Here is a 22,890-nt window from a genome sequence, read left to right as displayed (position 1 = left end):
ATCCAATTTCCCATTCAAGGACACCATGAAACGCAGAACCATCTTGCAACTGGCCGCCAGCGGCGCCGCCCTCTCCGCCTTGCCCGGCCTCACCAGCGCCGCCGCGCAAGCACCGCTGAAGGAGCTGCGCCTCGACTACGCCTATTATTCGCCCACCAGCCTGGTGCTGCGCCGCTTCGGCTGGCTGGAAGAAGCGTTCAAGCCGGACGGCACCAGCATCAAGTGGGTGCTCAGCGCGGGCAGCAACCGCGCGCTCGAATACCTGAACGCCAACAGCATCGACATCGGTTCGAGCGCCGGCCTGGCCGCCCTGCTTGCCCGCGCCAATGGCAACCCTATCCGCGCGCCGTATATTTTTTCGCGTCCCGAATGGACGGCGTTGGTGGTGCGCAAGGATAGCCCCATCCGCAGCCTCGCCGACTTGAAGGGCAAGAAGGTGGCCGCCACCAAGGGCACCGACCCGTATCTGTTCCTGCTGCGCTCATTGAAGACGGCGGGCCTGAAACGCGGCGATATCGAACACGTGAGCCTGCAGCATGCCGATGGCCGCGCGGCACTGGAGCAAGGCAAGGTCGATGCCTGGGCCGGCCTCGATCCGCACATGGCCGCCAGCGAACTGGAAGCGGGGTCGCGCCTGATCTACCGCAACGTCGCCTTCAATACCTACGGCTTCCTGAACGTGCGCGAGGAATTCCTCGCCAGCCGCCCCGCCGAAGTGGGCAAGGTGATACAGGCCTACGAACGGGCGCGCGCCTGGATACGCGCCAATCAGGCCGAGGCGGCGAAGATCCTGTCGGAGGAAGCCAAGGTCAGCCTGCCGGTGGCGCTGCTGCAGGTGAAACTGCGCAGTGACTTCAGCAATCCGCGGCCGTCGAACGAACATGTGAAGGCCCTGCTGGTGGCCGCGCCCATCCTCGTCGATGAAGCGCTGGTCAAGCCCGGCACCGACTTGAACCGCGCCATCGCGGACCTGGTCGACACGCGCTTTGCCGCCCCCTTCATCGGCAAGGCGTAAGCGGCCATGGCCAGAGATACGCTCGCCGCGCCGGTACAGGCCAACGAAACCGGCGTCCGGCGCAAGCTTCCTCCCTTGCCGCGCGCGGCGCTTGGCCTGCTACTGCCCGCCCTGGCGCTGCTGGCGGCGGAACTGGGTGTGCGCACGGGCGCCATTCCCGCCAACCTGCTGCCGGCGCCCAGCGACATTGGCGCCACCATCGCCGATCTGGCGCGCCAGGGCCTGGCTGGCCATGTGCTGGCCAGTACCGGTCGCGTGACCATCGGCTTTGCGGGCGGCGCGCTGCTGGCCATCATGCTCGGCGCGGCCGTGGGCTTGAACCGCACGATGGAGGCGCTGCTCGACCCCACGTTCCAGGCCTTGCGCGCCATTCCTTCGCTGGCCTGGGTGCCCTTGCTGCTGCTATGGCTAGGCATCGATGAGGCGCCAAAGCTGGTACTGATCGGTATCGGCGCCTTCTTCCCCGTCTACATGGGCGTGGCGTCGGGCATTCGCGACGTGGACCGCAAGTTGATCGACGCAGCCCGCATGTACCGTTTGAGCCGTCCCGCGCTGGCGTGGCGCGTGCTGCTGCCAGCCGCACTGCCGGCCATCTTCACGGGCTTGCGCAATGGTTTGAGCCTGGCCTGGATGTTCATGGTGGCGGCTGAACTGATCGCCGCCAGCCGGGGCCTCGGTTATCTGCTCAGCGACGGGCGCGAAACGAGCCGCGCCGACATCGTGCTGGCCGCCATCGTGCTGCTGGCCGTGCTGGGCAAGGCCAGCGACAGCCTGATGCAGCGCCTGGAAAGCCGTTTGCTCGCCTGGCGCGACAGCTATGCCACTCCCTGACGAAAGCCCCCACGCATGACTGCCCTGCTTGACATTGCCATCCACGACAAATCCTATGGCGCGCGGCGCGTGCTGCACAATCTGCAGTTGCAGCTGCACCGGGGCGAAATCGTCAGCCTGATCGGCGCCAGCGGCTGCGGCAAGAGCAGCCTGCTGTCCATCGTGGCCGGTCTCGATACGGACTTTCGCGGCACGCTGCGCCTCGACGGCAAGCCTCTGGCCGGGGTACACGCGGACATCGGCCTGATCTTCCAGGAACCGCGCCTGTTTCCCTGGCTGACGGTGGCGCAAAACATCGCCTTCGGCCTTGGTGCCGGTGGCGAAAACGATCCCCGCGTCGCGCAATTGCTCGAGGAAGTGGGCTTGCAAGGCCATGCCCACAGCTTGCCCAAGCAGCTGTCGGGCGGCCAGGCGCAACGCGCGGCGATTGCCCGCGGCCTGTTCGGCCAGCCCCGCATCCTGCTGCTGGACGAACCGTTTTCCGCCGTCGACGCTTTTACGCGCATGAAGCTGCAGGACTTGCTGGCCGCCGTCGCCGCGCGCCATGGCTTGAGCGTGCTGCTGGTCACGCACGATATCGACGAAGCGCTGTATCTGAGCGACCGCATCGTCATGCTCGATACGCGCGCCGGACCGCCACGCGCCCATTACGACGTAACCGCACCCCGCCCCCGCCTGCGCACGCCGGCAGCGCAGGCCGCATTGAAGGAGACCATCCTCGGCGAACTGCACGCCGCGCACGCGATCTGACGCTGGCGCGCCGCCGCCAGTGACAAGCCTTGTTATTCATGTTAGCTTGCCATGGTAAAAACAAACAGGCGGCTACGTGCACTTTTCCTTACTTACCGTCCTCGCCATCCTGGCCCTCGGCCACAGCGCGGCGCACGCCGACGCGCCGGCCGACACCGGCCAGTCCATCCACGTCAACAGCATTCGCAATCCGGAATTGAAATCATATCGCGTGATGACGGCCGGCCTCGATGCCTTTGACGACCACCATGCACTCGCGCCCAAGGCGCGCGAAGTGCGCTTCCAGCTGATTCCGGGCCCCGGCACTCCGGCGGACATCATGCAGGACGTGGCCTTGCGCATCGCCGGCAACGACACCACGATCACCGTGCCCCTGTCGGCCGATGGCAGCTTTGTGCTGCCCCGCAGCGCGCAAGCCGACAGCGAAGATGCGGACCTGGTCACCAACAGGAAGCAAGGCCAGTTCCGCTGGCAGGCCAGCGTCCGCAGCGACGATGTGCCACCCGGTATGCGCCGCCTGGGCGATTTGCGCCTGCAATGCCAGGTGATGGTCGCCATTGCAAAGAAAGAGACGCCCTTCTTGATACGCACCTTGGTCGCCACCAAGCTGCGCACCACCGACTGGTGTTCCGCCGACGCGCTCAAGATGGGCACGCACAGCGATCCTGCCATCGCCAGCGCCACCCTGCTCGATGGGGAGCGCCGCGTCGCGCTGCAGGTAAAAAATGGCGGCACGTCCTTCCTGGCGCCCGTCGGCGATACCCGCTATGCGGACGATACCCTGATCGAACTGGTGTACAAGGACACTGGCGATGCGCCGCCCGCATCGTTGTGACGTTTGCGTCCAGCCCCGTTCCATGTCAGCATATGCCACCCTGGCAACACGGATAAGGAATCGCAATGCCCCTCACACTTACACGCGCGCTGGCGCTGGCACTGGCGCTGCTGCTGGCCGGCCCCGTCGCCCAGGCGCAGACGCCGGGCTGCGACGTCTGCGCCACCTGGAACGCGGACCAGGCGCCGTTCCGCATCTTCGGCAATACCTATTATGTGGGCGTGAAGGGCCTCAGCTCCGTGCTGGTGACGTCGCCGGAAGGCCACGTGCTGGTCGACGGCGGCTTGCCGGAATCGGCGCCCAAGATCATCGCCAATATCGCCGCCCTGGGTTTTCGCATCGAGGACGTGAAACTGATCCTCAATTCGCACGGCCATATCGACCATGCGGGCGGCCTGGCCGAACTGCAGCGGCGCAGCGATGCGCTGGTGGCGGCCAGCCCGTCGGCCGCGCTGGACCTGGCGTCGGGCGAAGTGGGCCCGGACGATCCGCAATACCACGCGCTGCCCAAGTACCCGCCCGTCAAGGACATGCGCCTGGCGCGCGACGGCGGCCAGTTCAATGTCGGTCCCGTCAACGTGACGGCGCACGCCACGCCGGGCCACACGCCCGGAGGCCTGAGCTGGACATGGCAATCGTGCGACGGCCCCCGTTGCCTGAACATGGTCTACGCGGACAGCCTCAACGCCGTCTCGCGTCCCGGCTTCAAGTTCAGCGCCAGCAGCGAGTATCCGAACGCGGTGGCGGACTTGCGCCACAGCTTCGAGACCCTGGAAAAACTGCCGTGCGACGTGCTGATCTCGTCCCACCCGGAAGCGTCGCAGCTGTGGGAAAGGCTGGAAGCAAGTGCCACGGCCGGCAGCGAGGCGTTCATCGACCCGCAGGCTTGCCGCGCCTATGTGGCGGCGGCGCGCTCCGTGCTCGAGTCCCGCCTGGAGCAGGAAAAACAGCAGTGAGCTTGTCAACCGTGCACGCTGGCATGGCGCCGATCTGCTACGCTGGCGCCATTCAATTGAAGAAGGATTGCCATGTTCACACTCGCCAGACTGATTCCTCTCGCCGCCATCGTCGCCATCACGGCCGGCTGCGCGCAAACGCCCGTGCGCAGCGACGCTGCCGCCGCCGCGCCAGGCGCCACCTCGCCCGCCAAGCCGGCGCCGAAGCTGACGGGCACGCAGTGGAAGCTGAAGGAATTGAAGGGCAAGCAAGTGGTACGCAAGGCGCCCGAGCAGCGCGAAGTGACCCTGCAGCTGGCCGAAGGCCGCGCCAGCGGCAACAGCGGCTGCAACCAGATGATGGGCGGCTACACCAGCGATGGCATCAGCACCTTGAACTTTGGACAGATGGCCGGCACCATGATGATGTGCCAGCCGCAGGACATGGACCTCGAGCGCCTGCTGCTGGCCACTCTGGGCGAAGTCAACGGCTACCGCTACGCCGACCAGGAATTGCTGCTGCTGAAGGATGGCGTGCCCGTGGCGCGGTATGAAGTCTTGACGGTGAAGTAAAACTGTGGGGTCAGACCCGTCGGGTCTGACCCCAGCCCTAACTCTGGGGTTACACCCCTTCCGCCGCACCTAGTCATTACGCATCTGCGCCTGCGATACATTACTCTCCGGCGGCACGCTTTGCGTCAGCCACACATTCCCCCCGATAGTCGATCCCGCGCCGATGGTGATGCGCCCCAGCACCGTCGCGCCCGCGTAAATGACCACGTCGTCCTCGACGATCGGGTGGCGTGGCGTGCCCTTGATCAGCGCGCCGCTTGCGTCGGCCGGAAAGCGCTTGGCGCCCAATGTCACGGCTTGGTACAGGCGCACCCGCTGGCCGATGATGGCCGTCTCGCCAATCACGACGCCCGTGCCATGGTCGATGAAGAAGGAGGCGCCGATGTGCGCGCCCGGATGGATGTCGATGCCCGTCAGGGTATGCGCGATGTCGGCGATCAGGCGCGCAAGGAATGGCGCACCGAGCGCGTGCAGGCGGTGCGCCAGGCGGTGGTACAGGATGGCGATGGTGCCCGGATAGCACAGCATGATCTCGGCCACCGAGGTGGCGGCAGGGTCGCCCGCGTAGGCGGCCTGCACGTCCGACACCAGCAAGGCGCGGATATCGGGCAGGCTGGCGGCGAAGGCGCGCGTAATGTCGCGCGCCTGCTGCGCCAGGGCCGCATCGTCGCTGGCGGCATCGCCCTCATCGCCGGCCGGAACGGCGTGAGCCGGAGCCGAGAACAGCAGGCCGCGCCGCACCTGTTCGCTGAGGCGGTTCAAAGTGGTGTTGAGGGTGTCGCCGACAAAGTAGTCGATGCTTTCGTCCGTCAGGTTGGGGCGCCCGTAATGGGTGGGGAACAAGGCCGCCGACAGGCCGTTGACGATGGTGGTCAGCGCTTCGCGCGACGGCAGTTCGCGCACCCTGCCGTTATGGCGGATCTTGTGCTTGTCTTCGCGCGAGCTGCGCAAGGCCTGGATCACGGGCCCCAGGTTCCACTGGGCCGTGTCGTCGGCGGGCGCCGCGGGATAAATGCTGTGCATGGGTATCGCTTCCAGAAAACGGCAAACAAGCCGGGTCGCCCCAGCTTAGCGGCCAGGCACTGCGATTCCAACGAAGAATTCCAAGATTACATATACGAAAAACGAATATCGACCACGTGGCGGCCAGCGATCAAACCCGATTGTTGCCACTAGCGTAAAATGACGGACTAACAAAAACACTGTTTAACATGACTAAATTATTAACATGGATCTTGGCGGGCCTGGCGATGGTCGGACCGCTTGCAATTGACACCTATCTGCCGTCGTTCCCCGCCATCGTGCAAGATTTCAATGCCAGCCCCCTGCTGGTGCAGCAAACCCTGAGCTTTTTCCTGTTCACGTTCGCCTTCATGATGCTGTTTTACGGCACCCTGTCCGACTCGTTCGGCCGCCGTCCTGTGATCCTCGTCTCGCTGGTGCTGTACGTGATCGCCTCCGTGGGCGCCGCGCTGGCGCCGTCGCTGGGCTGGCTGCTGGCCTGGCGCGTGCTGCAGGGACTCTCGGCGGGTGCCGGTTCCGTGATCGGCCGCGCCATCGTGCAAGACCGCTATTCGGGCGCCGCCGCGCAGAAAATCCTCTCGCACATCATGATGGTGTTCGCGCTGGCGCCGGCCATCGCGCCCGTGCTGGGCGGCTGGCTGCAGGTGGGCCTGGGCTGGCGCTGGATATTCTGGTTCCTGACAGCCTTCGGCGTGCTGATGTTCGTCGTCGTCTGGCGCGCGCTGCCGGAAAGCTTGCCTAAGGAGCAGCGCCAAGCCTTCCACCTGGGCGACATCGCCGTCAATTACTGGAAAGTACTGTGCCACCGCCAGTTCCTGCTGCTGTCGACGGCCATCGGCGCCGCCTTTGGCGGCTTCGCCCTGTACATCGGCTCGGCCGCCTACTTCATCATCAACATCCTGCACCTGCCGGAAACGGCGTTTGCCTGGCTGTTCATTCCCCTGATCAGCGGCATGGTGTTCGGCTCGGCCCTGTCGGCGAAAATCGCCCACCGCTATAGCCAGCGCCAGATGATCTGGGCCGGCTTCATCTTGATGCTGGTGGCGGCCGCCGCCAACATCGGCTACAACTATGTCTTTGCCGCCGAAGTGCCGTGGGCCGTGCTGCCGCTGTTCTTCTATTCATTCGCCCTGTCGATCGCCATGCCGCCGATGACCCTGATGGCCTTGAACCACTTCCCTAACAACAGCGGCCTGGCCTCGTCGATGCAATCGTTCATCCAGATGCTGCTGTTCGCCTTGGTCTCGGGCCTGGTGGCGCCGCTGCTGTTCGACAGCGCCTTGAACCTGGCGTATGGCGTGATGGCGGGATTGCTGGTGAGTTTGGTTTGCTGGGTGTTTGCGCAAGGGAAGAGCAACGCGTAGGTCGGATTAGGCCCGGAGGACCGTAATCCGACAACATTATTGGCGGGTGGCGTCGGATTACGCGCAAGCGCTAATCCGACCTACGGCCACGGCGCAGGGGTGACGTCAACATATTGTGCCCCGCCCTGCTCCGGTTCCGCTTCATCCTTTTGCGACGGCTGGTTCAACGACCCGGCCGGCGAACGCAAACTCAAGATCTCCTTGCGCGTTTCGACGAAGTCGGCGGAACTGAGCGGGTGCTGCTGGTCTGGCCAGTGGCTGACGGCCCACTCCTGCAAGGCTTCGAAACGCCGCCACAGTTCGGCGATGAATTCGCGGCGCGCTTCTTCCTGTTGCTCGGGCGTCTTGTCGGCGCCCTCCCCGATAGGTACTTGCATGGCTGCTCCCTGGCTGATCAATCGTCCTGCCAGCCTACGCAGGGACAAGCCATGCGTCTGTTCGCGAACGAACAAAGAACTTATTCCGGCATCTTGCGAAAGCCCACGGCCAGGCGGTTCCAGGTATTGATGGAGCCGATGGCCAGGGTCACGTTGACCATTTCCGCCGGCGTCAATTGTTCCGCCAGCGCCGCATAGTCTGCGTCGGACGCGTGATTCTGCGGCAGCAGGGTCAGCGCTTCCGCCCAGGCCAGCACGGCCCGCTCGCGCGGCGTGAAGAACGGCGTTTCGCGCCAGACGGACACGGCATACAGGCGGCGTTCCGTTTCGCCCGCCTTGCGCGCGTCGCTCGTGTGCATGTCCACGCAAAAGGCGCAGCCATTGATTTGCGAGGCGCGCAGGCGGATCAGCTCGAGCAGCGAGTGTTCCACGCCCAGCTTGGCAATCGCCGCTTCCAGCGCGTACATGGCCTTGATGGCATCGGGCGAGGCTTGCATGAAATCGAGTCGTTGCTGTGTCATGATGGCATTCCTTGATAAAGTAGAGATGCATCATTGTAGAAGCGCAAGAAGTACGTGCGGCAGGCCAATCTCCCCGAAAAACAGCAGACCACCAGCAGGCACACCATGGAATTACATATCCTGATCGACGGCACGCGCGACCTGGGCGGCCAGCTGTACCGCCAGCTCAGCGAGGCCATCCGCTCGGGCCGGCTGGCGGACGGCCAGCAATTGCCGCCCTCGCGCCTGCTGGCCAGCCAGCTGGGCCTGTCGCGCAAGACGGTGTCCGACGTGTATGACAAGCTCGGTTATGAAAAGCTGCTGGTCGGCAAAGTGGGGGTGGGCAGCTTCGTGCAGACGCCGCACGCCTCGCCGCAACGGCGCCACGCCAGCACGCCGTTGGCCAGCGCGCAGCGCATCGCCCGCTGGGAAGCGACGCCCACACCCTTGCGCCGCGCCAGCCAGGAAACGCCGGCGCGCTACGCCTTCATCGGCGGGCGCGCCACGCCCGCGCACTTCCCGCAGGATGAATGGCGCGCCTGCATGCTGCACGCGCTGCGCCAGGGTGGCCAGGCGCGCGGCCGTTATGGCCCCGTGGAAGGCTTGCCCGCCTTGCGCGCGGCGATTGCCGGCCATGCCGCCTTCAGCCGCGGCATCCATTGCACAGAAGAACAGGTGCTCGTCACCAGCGGCGCGCAGCAAGGCTTGCACCTGCTGGCGCAAACCCTGCTGGAACCGGGCGACATGGTTGCCGTGGAAGAACCCGGCTACCCGGTGGCGCGCGCCGTGTTCGCCAGCCAGGGCGCGCGCGTGGTGGGCATCGAAGTGGACGAGGATGGCCTGATCGTCGGGCAAATCCCGGATGGCACGCGGCTGATCTATGTCACGCCCGCGCATCAATTTCCGCTCGGTATGCCGATGAGCATGGCGCGCCGCCATGCCTTGCTGGAGCGGGCGCAGCAACTGGGCGCCATCATCATCGAGGACGATTACGACAGCGCCTTCCGCTACGAGGGCAGGCCCGAGGATGCGCTGCAAAGCATGGACCGCTACGGCATCGTCGCGCACGTGGGCAGCTTTTCCAAGATTATGCTGCCGGAACTGCGGCTCGGCTATGTGGTGCTGCCGCAAGCCATCGTGGCCGCCGTGCAGACGGTGAAATACCTGAGCGATTGCCATACGGCCAGCCTGGGCCAGCATGCGCTGGCCAAGTTCATCGGCGACGGCCATTTGCTGCGCCACATCCGCCGCTGCCACGACATCTATGCGGGGCGGCGAGAGCGGCTGCTGCACTGGTTCAACGGCCCGCTGACGCCATGGTTCCGCCTCGTGCCGGCCAGCGCCGGCTTTCACGTGGCGGCGCTGGCCCAAGCGCCGCTCGATATCGCCGAATTGCAGCGCCGCGCGCGCCTGGCCGACATCAGCCTGTATGCGCTGGCCAGCTTTTACCATGGCCCCGCCCGCCATGAAGGCCTGTTCCTCGGCTATGGTGCCATCGACAAGCTCGATATCGACACGGCGCTGGCCAAGGTGCTGGCGATTCTGCAGGAAATAGCGCCGCTGGCCATCAACGGGGCTGCCAGCGGTAGTGTCCCGTAATCGGGTAGCTGAACAGAATATTTTCCTCGCGCGCGCCCTCGCCGATGTTATGGATGATCAGCGGCACGCCGCCCCACGACTGCTTGTCGCTGACGATGCCGATGTGCGTGAGGTTGCCCGGCAGGCGCCACGTGACAATGTCTCCCGCGCGGTAGGCCTTCTGTTCCTTGCTTGGCGGCAGGCTGGTGCCGTGGCGGGCAAAGTAGGTGCTCAGGTTCGGCACGCGGCGGTGGTCAATATTGCGGTCCGGACCCTTCATCTGCCAGCGTCCCTGCTGCTGGTACACCTGCCACGCCTTGCGCATGTCTTCGTGCACGAGCACCTGCAAATCCTGCCCCAGCTGGCGGTAGGCGCGCACGATCACGTCCGTACACACGCCCCGCTCCATCGGCACGTCGCCGCCCGGATAGGCGAGCCGTTCGTAGCGCGGATCGTACTGCACGGTCACGCCCACCTGCTTGCGGGCGGCGACGACGAGGGCTTGCGGGGTGGCGGGGACTGCCGACGCCAGCATGGGCGCCAGGGCAAGCAACAGGGTGGAGAGCAATTTGGTCGGCATCAACGTCAGTGTTCGGATGGAAATGCCAACTTTACCTCAGTGGCAAGGAAAACGCCGTACACTTAGACCGCCGCCAGCTGCGCCAGGTGGCCAGGGAAATCCACGGCCGTGCCAGCCGCGTTGATGGTGTCGAAGTAATCATGCCAGCCAGTGGCGGCGATGCCGGCCAGCAAGGCGTCCAGTGCCGCCTCGTCCGGGAAGCGCCAGACGGCATAGAATTGCCGGGCAGCCGCGTGCAGCTTGCCGCCATCGATAGCGCCCATGGCCAGCGCTTCGGCGCCCATGCCGGACAAAGCCGCCATGTCGGCGCCGACCCTGTCGAAATACACCTGGCGCGCTGCGCCATCGAGGGCCAGCCAGGCCGGTTTCGGGCTGTACAGTTCTAACAGATAATGCATGTTTTCCTCCCAAGAATTAAGAAAGCGAGCGCTGGGCGCGCTTGCAGATGCGTTGCGTCGCGGCAGCAGGGCTTTCCTGCAGCCATTGCGCGCACAGGCTGCGCACCCAGTCCGGCTGAGTCTTGGCCGCATCGTTGAGCCAGTTGGCCACGGAATCCTGCACATAGACGGCCGGATCGGCGCGCAAGGCTTGCAGCACGGGCAAGGCCAGCTGCGGCTGCGCTTTTAGCTGGGCGATATGCGCGCACCACACGCCGCGCGGGCGCAGCGCTTCGCAGGCGAAGCGGCGCACTCGTTCCGACGGGTCCGCCGTCCACGGCGCCAGCAAGCTGATGGCCTCGTCAAGATGCGCCGCCAGATGGGGGCGCAGCGCCAGCCAGGCCCATTCGCGCACGCCGAAGTGGCCATCGTCGGCCAGCGGCCGCATGGCTGCCAGCTGCTGCGGCAAGCTCAATCCAGCCTGGGCGGCGATGGCAAAGCAGGCCCAGCCCCGTACCATGTCGGATGGGTGGGCTTGCAGCACAGCCAGATCGGCCTTGGCGTCAAGCAGCAATTGCGCCGCCAGCGCCATGCGCCTGGTGATGCCGTCTGCCGCCTGCGCGCGCATCTGCTCCAGGTGGGCGGCGCCAATACCAGGCACGGCCGCGGCAAGCAGCTGGGCGAAATCGATGGCCAGCCCTTCCGTCAGGGTGGCGCTGGGCACATTGCCCCCGTTCAGCAGGGCCAGGCGCGCTGGCGCGATGTCGGCGACGCCGCGGCTCATGCGGCACCCCGGTCCGTCTTGCGCCAGGCTTTTTCCAGCAGCGCACTCAATAGCTGCATTTCTGCCGGCGTGAAATCGGCAAACAGGCTGGCGATCCACTGCGCGTGCTCATCGACCAGGGTCGCGGCGGCGGCTTCTCCCTTGGCGCTCAGGCGCACCAGCAGCTTGCGCCTATCAAGCTGGTCAGCATGGCGCGCGAGGAAACCGTCGCGTTCCAGGCCGTCGAGCAAGCCCGTGATGGTGCCGCGCGTCACGCCTGCCCGCTCGGCCAGTTCGTGCGGCGAAAGTCCGTCGGGCACGTCGCGCAACAGAGACAGCAGCACAAATTTCCCTTCCGACAAGCCATGCCGGCCCAGGCGCGCGGCACAATCGCCATCGATGGCGGACGCCAGGCCCAGCACTTCAAAGCACAGGCGCAAGCGCGCCGTGGACTGGATCATGTCGAGACCGCTGGCGCGGCGCTGCACGTCACCGAGCAAGGCCGTGTATTTCTGTTCGAGTTTTATCATATGGCGCAATATAATATGGCGCCATATTAAATGTCAAATGGAAAACCGTACTGGTTTTCCTGTCGGCTCAAAGGCGGGCTTTGTCCCTCGCCCACGCGACGATGGCATTGGCATCGATGGCGCCCGGCTGGCGCGCCACTTCCACGCCCTTGCGATACAGGGCCAGAGTGGGAATGCTGCGGATATTGAAACGACTGCCCAAGTCTGGCGACGCTTCCGTATTCACCTTGACGACGCGAAACGCCGGCTCCAGGGTCTTGGTAGCCTGAACATAAAATGGCGCCATGCTGCGGCACGGGCCGCACCAGGGCGCCCAGAAATCGACCAGCACAGGAATGTCGCTGCGTTCGATATGCTTGAGGAAACGGGCGCTGGCCAGGTCCACGGGCTGGCCCGTGAATAAATCCTTCTGGCACTTGCCGCAAGTGGGCTGTTCCGCGAGCCGCGCAGCCGGCAAGCGGTTGACGGCGTCGCAATGGGGGCACACGATGTGCAGGGAGTCTGGCGTGGTGGTCATGGCATTCCTGAAAGCATAGCGTCAAGTTGACGGCTATTCTACGGGGAATTGCCGCGCACCGCAGGCAGGCTGCGGCGCTTGTCCCGCTTACAGGAACAGCGAGGCGGCGATGGCCCACATGACGAGGGCAATGATGCCGTCGAGCACGCGCCAGGCCATGGGCTTGGCAAACACGGGCGCCAGGTAGCGGGCGCCAAAGCCCAGCAGGAAGAACCACAGGGCCGACGCCATGATGGCGCCGCCGGCGAAGTAGAAGCGTCCCACGCCTTCATGCTGGCCGCCGATCGAGCCGAGCAGGATGACTGTGTCGAGGAAGGCGTGCGGATTCAGCAGGCTGAACGCCAGCGCCGCGCCGATCACGGCCCAGTAGCCTTCGGGCGACTTGGCGGCCGACACCGTCAGGGCCGTTGGGCGCCAGGCGGACTTGGCCGCGCGCAAGCCGTAAGCGATCAGGAAGGTGGCGCCGCCGGCCTTGGCCCACAGCAGGAAATTCGGGTTGTCGGCGATGAAAGTACCCATGCCGGCCACGCCGGCCGTGATCAACATCGCGTCACACACGAGGCAAACCAGGATACAGGTGAGCACGTAGTGGCGCTTCAAGCCCTGTTTGAGCAAGAATGCGTTTTGCGTGCCGATGGCCACGATCAGGCTCGCGCCGAGCCCCATGCCTTTCAAGAAGATTGCGCTGTCCATATCGATTCCTTTATTGCTTTCCATCACGCGCACGGCCGCCCACGCTCTGCCGGCAACGGCAAAGTCATCAGAGGTAGGTGGAGGGTGGTGCGGAACCAGGAGGACCGCGCGGCAGAGTGGAGTTGTTACCCTATTTCAACAGTGTAAAGAAAAAGTAAATATAAGTATAATGAATGATTCTAACCATATATAAGAGAAACTTATGCGCGTCGTCGATTACCGTGGATTGGCCGCCCTCGACGCCGTGATCGGCCTGGGCAGCTTTGAAAAGGCCGCGCAGGCGCTGGCGATCAGCCAGCCGGCCGTGTCGCAGCGCATCCGCACCCTGGAAAACCTGGAAGGCACCCTGTTGATCATCCGCAGCCACCCGCCCATGCCGACGGAAGCGGGCCAGCGCCTGATCGCCCATTACCGGCAAGTCAAGCTGCTCGAAGCGGCGCTCGACGCCCAGCCCGGCCCCACGACGCAATTGCCGGCCCTGGCCATCGCCGTGAACGCCGACAGCGCCGCCACCTGGATTCCGGAAGCGCTGGGGCCGCTGCTGTCGCCGCCGTCCTGCCTGCTTGATATCCGCCTCGACGACCAGGACCATACCCTGAGCCAGCTGCGCGAAGGGCGCGTGTTTGCCTGCGTCACCAGCGCCAACGATCTGGTGGCTGGCACCACGGCCACGCCGCTGGGCGGCATGCGCTACCTGTGCGTGGCCTCGCCAGGCTTCGCGCAGCAATGGTTTCCCCATGGTTTTACGGTGGAAGCCGTCAGCCAGGCGCCCGCCATCACGTTCGGCAGCAAGGATGCACTGCACGAACGCTACCTGCAGCACCGGCTCGGCTACACGGGCCGCTATCCGCACCATGTGCTCGGTTCGGCGCGCGACTTCGTGCGCTTCATCGAAGCGGGTTATGCTTATGGCATGGTGCCTTTGCTGCAGGCGGAAACGGCGCTGGCCGCCGGCAGGCTCATCGACGTGGCGGCCGGGCAGGCGCTCGACGTGCCCCTGACCTGGCATGCCTGGGATATTCAGACGCCCCTCACGCGCACCCTGTCGGACGCCGTCATCGCCACGGCGCGCAAATGGCTGTTACAGGATTGATTGACGTATGCAACATTTATCTATGTTAGAAAGCAACTTCCCCGTGTGCGCCCTGCCCTGCCTGGCCTACACTGCAAGCATCAGCCATCACCACCGGGAGCTTGCATGACGATCTTGCGTACCACCCTGCTCGGCGTGCTGGCGGCCATCCCGCTCGCTGCCGGCCTGGCCGCCTGCTCGCCGTTGACCGCCATCAATGCCCTGTCGTCCGGCGGTGCCTCGCAAGTGACGCGGGGCCTGGCCTACGGCCCCCTGCCACGGCAGAAACTCGATGTGTATGCCCCCAAGACCCGCACCGGACCCGTGCCCGTGGTGGTGTTCTTTTATGGCGGTAACTGGACGACGGGCAAGCGCGCCGACTATGCCTTCGTCGGCCACGCGCTGGCTGCGCGCGGCTACCTGGCCGTGATCGCCGATTACCGGTTGTATCCGGACGTGCACTACCCCGAGATCTTGCAGGATGCGGCCCGCGCCGTGGCCTGGGCCGCGATGGAATCGCGCCGCCATGGCGGCGACCCGACGCGCCTGTTCGTCATGGGCCATAGCGCCGGCGCCTACAATGCGGCCATGCTGGCGCTCGACGCCAGCCTGCTGGCGCGCCACGGCATGCGCCCGCACGACTTGCGGGGCTGGATAGGCCTGGCCGGCCCCTATGATTTCCTGCCCATCGAAAACACCACCACCCGGCCCGTTTTCTTTTACCCGGACACGCCCGCCGCTTCGCAGCCGATTCACCATGTGACGGCCGACGCCCCGCCCGCTCTGCTGATCGCCCCGCTGCCCGGCAAGGACAAGCTGGTCAATCCGCAACGCAACACGGGCGGCCTGGCCAGCGCCTTGCGGGCGCTGCACCGGCCCGTGACGGAAACCTATTTCGACCACGTGGGCCACGCCACCCTGGTCGCTACGCTGGCCGGCCCCTTGCGCAGGCTGGCGCCCACCCTGGATGCCGTCAGCGCCTTCATCGATGCGAACAGCGGGACCGGGAGCGGTGACGCGGTCTCGTCCCCGGTCTTGCCCGCGGTCTTGTCAGATACAGCCTTGCCGGCAGGCATGGCCTTGCAGCCACGCGCACCTGGCGCGGCCACGCCGGCGCCTGAGCCGCACGCCTACGACAAAACGCCCGCCCCGTGAAGGACGGGCGCTCTGCCCGAACCAATACGCACGATGCCGCGTGCTGGCTGGCCGCATAGCCAGCCGCAAAGCAAGGCTCGGCCCTCGCGATGCAGCTCAGCTGCAAGCAGCCTCGTGCTTACTCTTTGCGGCTGGCGCCGCTCTTGCTTTGTGCAGAGCCCGCTTGCGAGGCGCTGCCGCTGGCCGAGCCTTCGCTGCCGGCCGACTGCTGGCTGCCCTGGTGGCTGGCGCTTTGCAGGCTTTGACCGTCACGGCTTTGCGCACCACGTTGCTGGTCGCGGTTGGCGCCGTTTTGCTGATAAGCCTGGAACGGTTCGGCCATGCGCTGCATCGCTTCCTGCTGCTTGCGCACGTTTTTCTCCGTTTCTTCCGAAGCGGTGCGGGCCACTTCTTCGGCCAGGGCCTTGGCGGTACGGCTCGTTTCATTCACATGACGCTCTGCCACATTGGCCAGTTCGACCTGCGTATCGGCGGCCAGGCGCGACACCTGTTGCTGGTACTTGCGCAATTGCTCGGCGGCTGGCTGGCCCGATGCGGCAGCCACCTGGAACGCATCTTCAGCGCGCTCGACCGTCAGCAGGTTCTGGCTGGTAACCGTGGTTTCTTCCAGCAAGCCTTGCGCCAGCTGCATGTTCAGGTCACTGAACTGCTGCATCGATTGAAACAGCGACTTCGACAGGCCATTGAAAAAAGCCAGTTGTGCTTCCAGGTGGTTTTTGGCGGCGGGGGTAACACTACGGGAATATGGATACATGGAGTTCCTCATTAAATAGCGGTTGGGTGGACATATGGCGGCACCACCGGCTGTCGAACGGGTGAGGCAGACGGCCGGGCTACGCCACGAAACGCGAAAAAACATATCCGGTTGGTGGGAAGATGCTTTGCAACGCGAGTCCCAAGGCTACGTGAGCACCGCAGGTGAGGGATGATCTGGATCAAAGGTGCGCCAGGCAGCGCAGAAAGTTTGTACTGGACAGCTTGCCCTTGGCAAACGTCAGTAACAGAGGGAGATATTTGTGCCAGGCAGGCTCAGCCAACGGCGCCCGTGCCTGGCACGACGGGCTTGTAGCCATGGCTGCGCAGCGAGGCTTCCAGCCAGCGGTTGCCATACCAGCCGCGCGCCAGCAGGTAACTGAGTTCCGCGCCGGCCATCAGCAGCATCATCGGGCCGATGCGCATTCCGGTGGCGAGATGACTGCCAAACCACAGGCAGGCATCCATCGCCAGCATGAGCAGCAACAGCCACCAGCGGCGCTTGGCGACGGCCCAGAACGAGCCCAGGAACAGGGCCGGCCAGGAAAAACCCGCTTTGACGTAGGCATAGCGGCCGGCATCGTCGGCAAACAGGGTGGCGCTGTGCTTCATGCTGCTCTCTTCAGGTAATGCCCGGCGTCAAGACTCGGGACGGTGGCAGACGGCTTCGACATTGTGGCCATCGGGCCCCAGCACGAAAGCGCCATAGTAATTCGGGTGGTACAGGGCGCGGATGCCTGGCGCGCCATTATCCTTGCCGCCCGCTTCCAGCGCGGCCTTGTAGAATGCGTCCACCTGGCCACGGTTGTCCGCCGCGAAGGCCAGATGCATGCCGGCATGCGGCTTGTCGCCCACGCCGAACCAGAAATCGGGCTTGCCATCCTTGCCCATGCCAACCCAGCCCTGCTCTTCCATCACCACCGATACGCCCAGTGGCGCCAGGGCGGCCGAAAAGAAGGCCTTGCTGGCCTGTGCATCGCTGACATTCAAACCGATGTGATCAAGAATCATGGTGGCGCTCCCTGGAGGTAGTGGAATAGAAAATACAGTATGCGCCAATATTGCCTTTTAGGCAATCACGACTATATATCCGCCGCAGTTACTCCAGGAAGCGCCATGCGCCAGCCTAGCGCAGGTTGCCCGTATGGCCGAGCGAATAGCGGCCCGGCTGCGGCCACACGGTCAGGCCGTGCGGCTCCTGGCCGACTTTGACCTTGGCAACGTCGCCGCTGTTCGTATCGATGCGGTAGACCACGTCGTCGAAACGGCCGGACAGCCACAGGTATTTGCCGTCGGCGGACACATTGCCCATGTCCGGGCTGCCGCCGCCGGGAATTGGCCAGTTCGACACGACTTTTTCCGTCGCGAAATCGATCACGCTGACGCTGCCCTTGCCCTTCGGCTTGCCATGGATGCGGTGCGTGCCGCGGTTGGCCACGTACAATTTCTTGCCGTCACGGCTAGGGTACAGGCCGTGCGCGCCCACGCCCGTCTGGATGAAGCCGATTTCCTTCAGGGTGGCGCCATCGACGATGTGCACGCCGTCGGCGTCCATGTCGGCGATAAAGAATTTCTTGCCGTCTGGCGAGATGCGTATGTCTTGCGGCATGCCCTTCTTGACGCTGCAGATTTCATTCGCCGGGCCGCCCACAGGACCGGACTCGGCAAAGCGCTTGGCCGGCATCTGCAATTTCAGGTAGCCGTCGACCTTGCGGCCCACCAGATCGATCTTGGCGATGGTGCCGTCGAACTCGCAGGTGAACATGGCGTAGCGGCCGTCATTCGAAAAGTCCGCATGGTTGATGCCGCCGCACTGGGGCGTGTCGATCGAATACTGCACGGCCATGGTCTTCGGATCGCGGAAATCGAGGCGGTGGCGCGCTTCGGCCACGACGATGGCGGACTTGCCATCGGGCGTGTAGTACATATTGTAGGGGTCATCGACGGGCACTTCCTTGCCCGGCTTGCCCGTCAACGGGTCGATTGGCGTCAAGCTGCCCTTGTCCGTGCGCTCGGCATTGTTCGCCACCCACAGGGTGCGCAAGTCCCACGACGGCACGACGTGCTGCGGGCCGCTGCCGACCTTGAACTTGTCGACCACTTTCAGGCTCTCCTGGTCGATCACGTACACATCGTTCGAGCGCAGATTGGGCACATAGACGCGGCGCAAATGATCCTTGACGACGGGGCTCATATTGCTGCTGGCGATGCTGCCGTACACGTTTTTCGGATCCACCAGCGGCGGCATGCCCGGCAGCGGCGAATAGGCGGCGGCCGGCGCTACGGCGGCCGGGGCCGGCGTGCTGGCGCCGATGACCTGGCTGGCCACGCCCAGGCCGGCCAATGCGGCAGCCAGGGCGGACAAGGTGACGATGGTGCGTCGTTGAGATTTTTTCATGTAATTTCGCGTCGTTTCGTTGCAAAAGCTGGAAGTTCAGCACTTCCAGCGGAATTATTTAGTACGTTGCAGCAGCTGCTTGATGGCGGCCACCGACGTGTCCACCTGCAGCTTGATACCGATCTGGCCCAGCTCCGCCGTCGCCCGCGAGGCATCGCCGCGCACGCCGTCCGCCACACCAGGCTTCGGCCCGTGCGCCATGGCCTCGCTGCGCACCAGCGACGGGTCCGTCGCCAGCATCAGCGCCGCGTCCGCCAAGCCCGCATGCAGGCCGATCTCGGCGCTGCTGTGGCCGCGCTTTTGCAGCTCGGCAATATACGCCGATTGCGTGATGTCATAGTAGTCGAGCAAGGCGTAAGCGCGCGCATCCTTGGCGGTGGCGGCTTTGCCCCAGGCACGGTTGAGCTTGCTGGCCACGTTCTGCTCGTTCTTTTGATAGCCGCCATGGTCGCCAAGGAAGATGATGTCGCGGAAACCATGCTGGCGCAGGCTGGCGGCCGCCCCCTCCAGCACGGCTTCGAAGGCGGCTGGCGGTATCGAGATCGTGCCGGCAAAGCGCATGTGGCCGGCCGGCGGAACAATCGCGCCTTCGGGCACATAGGAAACGACGGGCGCGACTATGGTATTGCCCAGCTTTTGCGCAATCTGCCGCGCCAGCAGCCCGGCACGCACATTATGCTTGCCCAGCGCGATATACGGCCCGCTCTGCTCGACGCCACCTATCGGCACCAACACGGTCGTGGCGCCGTGGTCGATACGGCTGCGCAACTCCGTGCTCGTCAGCTCTTCCAGCATCACGCTGCTGCTGGCGGGCGCAGCCGCCATCACGGACGCGGCTGGAATCAGGCAGAACAGGGTCAGGGCAAACAGGGAGCCGAGTGGCTGGGACCGACTCGATGGCGCGCAAGGCGCAAGAGGTACATTCGGCAGGGGGAACTGCAGAGTCATAAGCAAACATCTTTCCGAGGTCAAAGGCGCCGTGCCCGGCATTGCCAGGCAAGCTGGCTGCCACGCAAGAATTGTATTCCATCATGAGGGGAACGGCACGTTAATTTGACGCGGCAGTTTGCAAGGAATTGACGAGGGGAAACTATCCATCAGGCTGTTGTCGCGCTGGCCCCGCCGCTTCACCATCATGGGGAGTCTCGTTGCGCTTCTCGGCATAGGCCTTGAGCGAGCGCATTGTCCTGGGAAGCCCGTCCCGGACTTGCCTGGCAACGCCTGGCCCGAACAAAAAGGCAAGCGCTCCCGTAAACCACACGCGGTGAACGACTTCCGATCCGCCATCTGCGGCAACCACCGTGTGCTCGAAATGGATGCGGAACAAAGGGATGTAGCCTTCGACGGTGAACGAACGGCCTGCAGAGCGCTCCGTGACGAGCATGGGAATGCCCATCCCCTTGCTGGGAACGATACGGCCATGTGTGCCCACCGCAAATGGCCCATTGAGCCGGGCTTGCTTGGTGTCCGGATCCCACTGATGCCATCGGTCGACCTCGCTCCAAATCTGATCGACGACCGTGGGCGGGACTGCAATGTGGATGCTTTCTTCAATTTGCATCAGTGGGTATCTCCCTATTAATATCAATATAATTGCATTCTGGCTGTACAAACAAATGACAAGGCATGTATCCACACCTGGGCACGATGCTACCCTAGAAACGCTGACCAAGAGCCCTTAGATTTTGAAAATTATGAATGCAACACATTGGAGGATTCAGGAGCTACAGCATCACTCGGCCGATATTGCCTGGCTGGATGCCGAGGAAGCTCGCCGTGCCTATGATTTGGTCGGTCTTCATGACTCGAAGACGCATCCGGGCCTGAACGTTGACACCGTCGATTCAATCGAGCGGCTCGCCTCCGGAGACGATGTGGCCGTCGCAAGCAGCTGGTTACGTGCTCGTGTGCCGGGAATTCAGCAGGTCGTCGTGGTGTTTGGAGAAGACGCATGCTTCGTCTGCAGCAGTGCGTTCCTGATCGAGAACTGGCCGGATATTTTTGTGCCGTCACGTGACGACGCGATGATCTATTCGAAGGACACGCCGCTTATCCTGTTTTATTGCCATGAGAATCAATTCGAGCTGGGGCAGCGGATTGTCTTTGATTGAAGGCCGTGTTCGACCAGAAGCCGTCATTGAAAGGAAAAAAATGAACAGCACGGATGGGAAGTTACAAGGTTCATGCCATTGTGGATCTGTACGATTTCAAGTTCGACTTAGCGACGGACTCAAGACAGCACGGCGCTGCAACTGCTCCTATTGCCGCATGCGCGGTGCGATAGCGGTTTCTGCGGCGCTTCAGGATATAGAGATCACTTCTGGAGAGGAATTACTCACCCTCTATCAGTTTCACACCATGCAAGCGAAGCACTATTTCTGCTCAAAATGCGGGATATACACACATCACCAACGCCGGTCAAAACCCGATCAATTCGGGATCAATGTAGCCTGCCTGGAAGGAATCAGTCCGTTTGACTTTGAAGAGGTAGCAGTCAACGAAGGCCGACTCCATCCAAAAGACAAAAGTGCTGGAGGCGGACCTGACATCGCTGGATACCTGCGCTTTTTTCCTAATACCGCCCCTTAAATGAACCGGAGCGGTCAAAAGATTTAGCCGCGAGCACTACGTCCCGGCAGCGCCACCCGCCGGCTGGCGGCAGTTGTTGCCGGGGCCGGCAAGCCGCCCGCCACTTTCAACGCCGTCCCTTGGGCGTCGCCGCGCAGGCGGAACACGGCCACCACGTCGACCAGCTCGACCGCGCGGTCTTGCAGCGAGGATGCGGCGGCGGCGGCCTCTTCCACCAGGGCCGCGTTTTGCTGGGTGACCTGGTCCATTTGCGAAATGGCCTGGTTGACCTGTTCGATGCCGGCGCTTTGTTCGTGGCTGGCGTTGGCGATATCGCCCATGATGTCCGTCACGCGGCGGATGCTGGCGACGATTTCTTCCATCGTCGCGCCCGCCTGGTCGACCAGCGCGCTGCCCGTGTTGACTTTATCCACGGAATCCTCGATCAAGCCCTTGATTTCCTTGGCGGCAGCCGCAGAGCGCTGCGCCAGGTTGCGCACCTCGGTGGCCACCACGGCGAAGCCACGGCCCTGCTCGCCTGCACGGGCCGCTTCCACGGCCGCGTTCAGCGCCAGAATATTGGTTTGGAAGGCAATGCCGTCGATTACGCCGATAATGTCGGCGATCTTCTTCGCCGATTCGTTGATCGACCCCATCGTGCCCACCACTTGCGCCACCACGGCGCCACCCTTGCGGGCCACGTCCGAGGCGGACACGGCCAGCGAGTTCGCCTGGCGCGCATTGTCCGTATTCTGGCGCACGGCCGAGGTCAGCTCTTCCAGGCTCGACGCCGTTTCTTCCAGCGATGACGCCTGCTGTTCCGTGCGCACGGACAAGTCCGCGTTGCCGGCGGAAATCTGCGCGGCCGCCACGCTGACCGTATCGGCCGAGGCGCGCACGGTGGCGATCACGCCGACGATGCGCTCGAGGAACTTGTTGAAGGCCGTGGCCGTGCGGCCCACCTCATCCATGCGCTCGACGGGCATGGCGGCGGACAGGTCCAGCGAGGCGCTGACTCTTTCCAATGTATGTTCGATATTGCCCAGGCCGCCGCTGATGGTGCGGTAGATATGCCAGGCCAGCGCGCCCGTCAGCAGCACGGCCAGGCCCAGCACGGCCAGCATGGTGCTGAACGCCGTGTCGTAGGCGGCCAGGCTTTCCGCCTTCACGTCATCGACCAGCTTGTTGTTGTAGGCGATATGGTCATCCATGCTCTTTTTCGCGGCGGCGGCCGTGATGGCCAGCGGCGTGCCGGCCAGCAAGGTGGCGCGCACGCCATCCATGTCGCCCGCGTAGGCGGCGGCAAAGAATGGCGCCAGCGCGCGGCGGTAGGCTTCCATGGCGGCCTGGTCGGCGTCGAGCATCTTGCTGTCCGTCGCGTCATACAGGCGCTCGGCGCGGTAGGTGGCGATGACCTTGTCGAAATTCGTGTTGGCATCGGCCACGGCCTTGTCCAGCGCCGTCTTGTCGGCCAGGTTCGAGAACACGGACAGGCGGTAGCCGGCCAGGCGCGAATCGGCGAGGAAACCCTTGGCCGCATTCAAGCCCTGGATGCTAGGAATGATACGGTTTTGCACGGTGTCAAAACGCTCCTGGGCGCGCTGCAGCTGGATGGCGCCGCCGGCGCCCAGCAATAGCAGGGCCAGCAAGGCGATGGTGAGGGTCAGAATTAATTGCTTGGTGAGATTCATGGTGTGTCACAG

At 64.1% G+C, this 22,890-nt stretch carries 28 protein-coding genes; 12 read left to right on the top strand and 16 right to left on the bottom strand.

Annotation, left to right across the window (positions count from 1 at the left end; genetic code table 11):
* The first annotated feature begins 25 nt into the window (after positions 1-25).
* From MRBLMS1_RS12535 to MRBLMS1_RS12510, 6 genes are all read left to right on the top strand, one after another.
* A complete protein-coding gene (locus MRBLMS1_RS12535) occupies positions 26-1,015 on the top strand; it encodes an aliphatic sulfonate ABC transporter substrate-binding protein (RefSeq protein WP_485879610.1) in 990 nt (329 codons plus the stop codon).
* A gap of 6 nt (positions 1,016-1,021) precedes the next feature.
* The gene (locus MRBLMS1_RS12530) at positions 1,022-1,846 is read left to right on the top strand and encodes an ABC transporter permease (RefSeq protein ID WP_485879609.1); all 825 of its coding nucleotides are present in this window, start codon (positions 1,022-1,024) and stop codon (positions 1,844-1,846) included.
* A 15-nt stretch (positions 1,847-1,861) separates the two neighbouring features.
* Positions 1,862-2,596, top strand: a complete 735-nt coding sequence (locus MRBLMS1_RS12525) for an ABC transporter ATP-binding protein (protein WP_485879608.1) — start codon at positions 1,862-1,864, stop codon at positions 2,594-2,596.
* A gap of 76 nt (positions 2,597-2,672) precedes the next feature.
* On the top strand, positions 2,673-3,431 hold the full coding sequence (locus tag MRBLMS1_RS12520; protein ID WP_485879607.1) for a hypothetical protein: 759 nt from the start codon (positions 2,673-2,675) through the stop codon (positions 3,429-3,431).
* A gap of 65 nt (positions 3,432-3,496) precedes the next feature.
* A complete protein-coding gene (gene bla / locus MRBLMS1_RS12515; RefSeq protein ID WP_485879606.1) occupies positions 3,497-4,387 on the top strand; it encodes a subclass B3 metallo-beta-lactamase in 891 nt (296 codons plus the stop codon).
* Between the two features lie 72 nt (positions 4,388-4,459).
* Positions 4,460-4,939, top strand: coding sequence for an META domain-containing protein (locus MRBLMS1_RS12510; RefSeq protein ID WP_485879605.1), 480 nt, complete (start codon positions 4,460-4,462; stop codon positions 4,937-4,939).
* Positions 4,940-5,008: 69 nt separating this feature from the next.
* On the opposite strand, the gene epsC is transcribed toward MRBLMS1_RS12510, so the two are convergent.
* Positions 5,009-5,962 (bottom strand): serine O-acetyltransferase EpsC, encoded by a 954-nt coding sequence (epsC, locus tag MRBLMS1_RS12505; RefSeq protein WP_128139772.1) that lies wholly within the window; start codon positions 5,960-5,962, stop codon positions 5,009-5,011.
* Positions 5,963-6,150: 188 nt separating this feature from the next.
* On the opposite strand from epsC, the gene MRBLMS1_RS12500 reads away from it, so the two are divergent.
* Complete coding sequence (locus MRBLMS1_RS12500; protein WP_034757161.1) at positions 6,151-7,326, top strand: multidrug effflux MFS transporter; 1,176 nt, start codon at positions 6,151-6,153, stop codon at positions 7,324-7,326.
* 80 nt (positions 7,327-7,406) lie between these two features.
* Here MRBLMS1_RS12500 and MRBLMS1_RS12495 read toward each other — a convergent pair whose 3' ends face one another.
* The gene (locus MRBLMS1_RS12495) at positions 7,407-7,703 is read right to left on the bottom strand and encodes a hypothetical protein (protein ID WP_128139773.1); all 297 of its coding nucleotides are present in this window, start codon (positions 7,701-7,703) and stop codon (positions 7,407-7,409) included.
* Between the two features lie 80 nt (positions 7,704-7,783).
* A complete protein-coding gene (locus MRBLMS1_RS12490) occupies positions 7,784-8,224 on the bottom strand; it encodes a carboxymuconolactone decarboxylase family protein (protein ID WP_485879604.1) in 441 nt (146 codons plus the stop codon).
* A 105-nt stretch (positions 8,225-8,329) separates the two neighbouring features.
* Here MRBLMS1_RS12490 and pdxR point away from each other — a divergent pair, with 105 nt between their 5' ends.
* The gene (gene pdxR, locus MRBLMS1_RS12485) at positions 8,330-9,802 is read left to right on the top strand and encodes a MocR-like pyridoxine biosynthesis transcription factor PdxR (protein ID WP_485879603.1); all 1,473 of its coding nucleotides are present in this window, start codon (positions 8,330-8,332) and stop codon (positions 9,800-9,802) included.
* On the opposite strand, the gene MRBLMS1_RS12480 is transcribed toward pdxR, so the two are convergent.
* The 6 genes from MRBLMS1_RS12480 to MRBLMS1_RS12455 all read right to left on the bottom strand — a co-directional run bounded on the left by MRBLMS1_RS12480 (position 9,771) and on the right by MRBLMS1_RS12455 (position 13,241).
* Positions 9,771-10,361: a DUF1287 domain-containing protein gene (locus MRBLMS1_RS12480; RefSeq protein ID WP_485879602.1), complete on the bottom strand. Its 591-nt coding sequence runs from the start codon at positions 10,359-10,361 to the stop codon at positions 9,771-9,773. The genes pdxR and MRBLMS1_RS12480 overlap by 32 nt on opposite strands.
* Positions 10,362-10,423: 62 nt before the next feature.
* Positions 10,424-10,759, bottom strand: a complete 336-nt coding sequence (locus tag MRBLMS1_RS12475; protein ID WP_485879601.1) for a DUF6616 family protein — start codon at positions 10,757-10,759, stop codon at positions 10,424-10,426.
* Positions 10,760-10,775: 16 nt separating this feature from the next.
* Entirely contained in the window at positions 10,776-11,522 is a 747-nt protein-coding gene (locus MRBLMS1_RS12470) for a HEAT repeat domain-containing protein (RefSeq protein ID WP_485879600.1), read from the bottom strand.
* Positions 11,519-12,028 (bottom strand): MarR family winged helix-turn-helix transcriptional regulator, encoded by a 510-nt coding sequence (locus MRBLMS1_RS12465; protein WP_485880084.1) that lies wholly within the window; start codon positions 12,026-12,028, stop codon positions 11,519-11,521. The genes MRBLMS1_RS12470 and MRBLMS1_RS12465 overlap by 4 nt, the downstream gene beginning before the upstream one ends.
* A 70-nt stretch (positions 12,029-12,098) precedes the next feature.
* Positions 12,099-12,548: a thioredoxin TrxC gene (gene trxC / locus MRBLMS1_RS12460; RefSeq protein WP_485879599.1), complete on the bottom strand. Its 450-nt coding sequence runs from the start codon at positions 12,546-12,548 to the stop codon at positions 12,099-12,101.
* Between the two features lie 87 nt (positions 12,549-12,635).
* Entirely contained in the window at positions 12,636-13,241 is a 606-nt protein-coding gene (locus MRBLMS1_RS12455) for a LysE/ArgO family amino acid transporter (RefSeq protein ID WP_034757131.1), read from the bottom strand.
* Between the two features lie 202 nt (positions 13,242-13,443).
* Here MRBLMS1_RS12455 and MRBLMS1_RS12450 point away from each other — a divergent pair, with 202 nt between their 5' ends.
* Together MRBLMS1_RS12450 and MRBLMS1_RS12445 are read left to right on the top strand one after the other, a co-directional pair.
* Complete coding sequence (locus MRBLMS1_RS12450; protein WP_485879598.1) at positions 13,444-14,334, top strand: LysR family transcriptional regulator ArgP; 891 nt, start codon at positions 13,444-13,446, stop codon at positions 14,332-14,334.
* Positions 14,335-14,439: 105 nt separating this feature from the next.
* Positions 14,440-15,468 carry an alpha/beta hydrolase gene (locus MRBLMS1_RS12445; RefSeq protein WP_485879597.1) on the top strand — a complete coding sequence of 343 codons (1,029 nt, stop codon included), beginning with the start codon at positions 14,440-14,442 and terminating at the stop codon, positions 15,466-15,468.
* A gap of 118 nt (positions 15,469-15,586) precedes the next feature.
* Here MRBLMS1_RS12445 and phaP read toward each other — a convergent pair whose 3' ends face one another.
* The 6 genes from phaP to MRBLMS1_RS12415 form a co-directional block, all read right to left on the bottom strand.
* Positions 15,587-16,222 carry a TIGR01841 family phasin gene (gene phaP, locus MRBLMS1_RS12440; protein WP_034757122.1) on the bottom strand — a complete coding sequence of 212 codons (636 nt, stop codon included), beginning with the start codon at positions 16,220-16,222 and terminating at the stop codon, positions 15,587-15,589.
* A 275-nt stretch (positions 16,223-16,497) separates the two neighbouring features.
* On the bottom strand, positions 16,498-16,833 hold the full coding sequence (locus tag MRBLMS1_RS12435; protein ID WP_051991844.1) for a hypothetical protein: 336 nt from the start codon (positions 16,831-16,833) through the stop codon (positions 16,498-16,500).
* A 27-nt stretch (positions 16,834-16,860) separates the two neighbouring features.
* Positions 16,861-17,232 (bottom strand): VOC family protein, encoded by a 372-nt coding sequence (locus tag MRBLMS1_RS12430; protein ID WP_485879596.1) that lies wholly within the window; start codon positions 17,230-17,232, stop codon positions 16,861-16,863.
* A gap of 115 nt (positions 17,233-17,347) precedes the next feature.
* Complete coding sequence (locus tag MRBLMS1_RS12425) at positions 17,348-18,619, bottom strand: YncE family protein (RefSeq protein ID WP_331777747.1); 1,272 nt, start codon at positions 18,617-18,619, stop codon at positions 17,348-17,350.
* A 54-nt stretch (positions 18,620-18,673) separates the two neighbouring features.
* Entirely contained in the window at positions 18,674-19,567 is an 894-nt protein-coding gene (locus MRBLMS1_RS12420; RefSeq protein ID WP_485880082.1) for a creatininase family protein, read from the bottom strand.
* Between the two features lie 142 nt (positions 19,568-19,709).
* A complete protein-coding gene (locus tag MRBLMS1_RS12415) occupies positions 19,710-20,180 on the bottom strand; it encodes an SRPBCC family protein (RefSeq protein ID WP_485879595.1) in 471 nt (156 codons plus the stop codon).
* Positions 20,181-20,313: 133 nt separating this feature from the next.
* On the opposite strand from MRBLMS1_RS12415, the gene MRBLMS1_RS12410 reads away from it, so the two are divergent.
* Together MRBLMS1_RS12410 and MRBLMS1_RS12405 are read left to right on the top strand one after the other, a co-directional pair.
* Complete coding sequence (locus MRBLMS1_RS12410; RefSeq protein ID WP_485879594.1) at positions 20,314-20,730, top strand: hypothetical protein; 417 nt, start codon at positions 20,314-20,316, stop codon at positions 20,728-20,730.
* Positions 20,731-20,770: 40 nt separating this feature from the next.
* Positions 20,771-21,208: a GFA family protein gene (locus MRBLMS1_RS12405; RefSeq protein WP_338681791.1), complete on the top strand. Its 438-nt coding sequence runs from the start codon at positions 20,771-20,773 to the stop codon at positions 21,206-21,208.
* 23 nt (positions 21,209-21,231) lie between these two features.
* On the opposite strand, the gene MRBLMS1_RS12400 is transcribed toward MRBLMS1_RS12405, so the two are convergent.
* Positions 21,232-22,878 (bottom strand): methyl-accepting chemotaxis protein, encoded by a 1,647-nt coding sequence (locus MRBLMS1_RS12400; RefSeq protein WP_319992694.1) that lies wholly within the window; start codon positions 22,876-22,878, stop codon positions 21,232-21,234.
* Positions 22,879-22,890 lie beyond the last annotated feature (12 nt).

This window comes from Massilia sp. LMS1-1-1.1, assembly GCF_040815535.1.
Lineage (GTDB): Bacteria > Pseudomonadota > Gammaproteobacteria > Burkholderiales > Burkholderiaceae_D > Janthinobacterium > Janthinobacterium aestuarii.
This window is presented reverse-complemented; position numbering and strand designations above follow the sequence as displayed.

Bases quoted from the DNA above. Each gene is read 5' to 3' on its own strand.
- MRBLMS1_RS12535 (WP_485879610.1), top strand. From the start codon at position 26: ATGAAACGCAGAACCATCTTGCAACTGGCCGCCAGCGGCGCCGCCCTC.
- MRBLMS1_RS12530 (WP_485879609.1), top strand. From the start codon at position 1,022: ATGGCCAGAGATACGCTCGCCGCGCCGGTACAGGCCAACGAAACCGGC.
- MRBLMS1_RS12525 (WP_485879608.1), top strand. From the start codon at position 1,862: ATGACTGCCCTGCTTGACATTGCCATCCACGACAAATCCTATGGCGCG.
- bla (WP_485879606.1), top strand. From the start codon at position 3,497: ATGCCCCTCACACTTACACGCGCGCTGGCGCTGGCACTGGCGCTGCTG.
- MRBLMS1_RS12510 (WP_485879605.1), top strand. From the start codon at position 4,460: ATGTTCACACTCGCCAGACTGATTCCTCTCGCCGCCATCGTCGCCATC.
- epsC (WP_128139772.1), bottom strand. From the start codon at position 5,962: ATGCACAGCATTTATCCCGCGGCGCCCGCCGACGACACGGCCCAGTGG.
- MRBLMS1_RS12500 (WP_034757161.1), top strand. From the start codon at position 6,151: ATGACTAAATTATTAACATGGATCTTGGCGGGCCTGGCGATGGTCGGA.
- MRBLMS1_RS12495 (WP_128139773.1), bottom strand. From the start codon at position 7,703: ATGCAAGTACCTATCGGGGAGGGCGCCGACAAGACGCCCGAGCAACAG.
- MRBLMS1_RS12490 (WP_485879604.1), bottom strand. From the start codon at position 8,224: ATGACACAGCAACGACTCGATTTCATGCAAGCCTCGCCCGATGCCATC.
- pdxR (WP_485879603.1), top strand. From the start codon at position 8,330: ATGGAATTACATATCCTGATCGACGGCACGCGCGACCTGGGCGGCCAG.
- MRBLMS1_RS12480 (WP_485879602.1), bottom strand. From the start codon at position 10,361: ATGCCGACCAAATTGCTCTCCACCCTGTTGCTTGCCCTGGCGCCCATG.
- MRBLMS1_RS12475 (WP_485879601.1), bottom strand. From the start codon at position 10,759: ATGCATTATCTGTTAGAACTGTACAGCCCGAAACCGGCCTGGCTGGCC.
- MRBLMS1_RS12470 (WP_485879600.1), bottom strand. From the start codon at position 11,522: ATGAGCCGCGGCGTCGCCGACATCGCGCCAGCGCGCCTGGCCCTGCTG.
- trxC (WP_485879599.1), bottom strand. From the start codon at position 12,548: ATGACCACCACGCCAGACTCCCTGCACATCGTGTGCCCCCATTGCGAC.
- MRBLMS1_RS12455 (WP_034757131.1), bottom strand. From the start codon at position 13,241: ATGGACAGCGCAATCTTCTTGAAAGGCATGGGGCTCGGCGCGAGCCTG.
- MRBLMS1_RS12450 (WP_485879598.1), top strand. From the start codon at position 13,444: ATGCGCGTCGTCGATTACCGTGGATTGGCCGCCCTCGACGCCGTGATC.
- MRBLMS1_RS12445 (WP_485879597.1), top strand. From the start codon at position 14,440: ATGACGATCTTGCGTACCACCCTGCTCGGCGTGCTGGCGGCCATCCCG.
- phaP (WP_034757122.1), bottom strand. From the start codon at position 16,222: ATGTATCCATATTCCCGTAGTGTTACCCCCGCCGCCAAAAACCACCTG.
- MRBLMS1_RS12435 (WP_051991844.1), bottom strand. From the start codon at position 16,833: ATGAAGCACAGCGCCACCCTGTTTGCCGACGATGCCGGCCGCTATGCC.
- MRBLMS1_RS12430 (WP_485879596.1), bottom strand. From the start codon at position 17,232: ATGATTCTTGATCACATCGGTTTGAATGTCAGCGATGCACAGGCCAGC.
- MRBLMS1_RS12425 (WP_331777747.1), bottom strand. From the start codon at position 18,619: ATGAAAAAATCTCAACGACGCACCATCGTCACCTTGTCCGCCCTGGCT.
- MRBLMS1_RS12420 (WP_485880082.1), bottom strand. From the start codon at position 19,567: ATGACTCTGCAGTTCCCCCTGCCGAATGTACCTCTTGCGCCTTGCGCG.
- MRBLMS1_RS12415 (WP_485879595.1), bottom strand. From the start codon at position 20,180: ATGCAAATTGAAGAAAGCATCCACATTGCAGTCCCGCCCACGGTCGTC.
- MRBLMS1_RS12410 (WP_485879594.1), top strand. From the start codon at position 20,314: ATGAATGCAACACATTGGAGGATTCAGGAGCTACAGCATCACTCGGCC.
- MRBLMS1_RS12405 (WP_338681791.1), top strand. From the start codon at position 20,771: ATGAACAGCACGGATGGGAAGTTACAAGGTTCATGCCATTGTGGATCT.
- MRBLMS1_RS12400 (WP_319992694.1), bottom strand. From the start codon at position 22,878: ATGAATCTCACCAAGCAATTAATTCTGACCCTCACCATCGCCTTGCTG.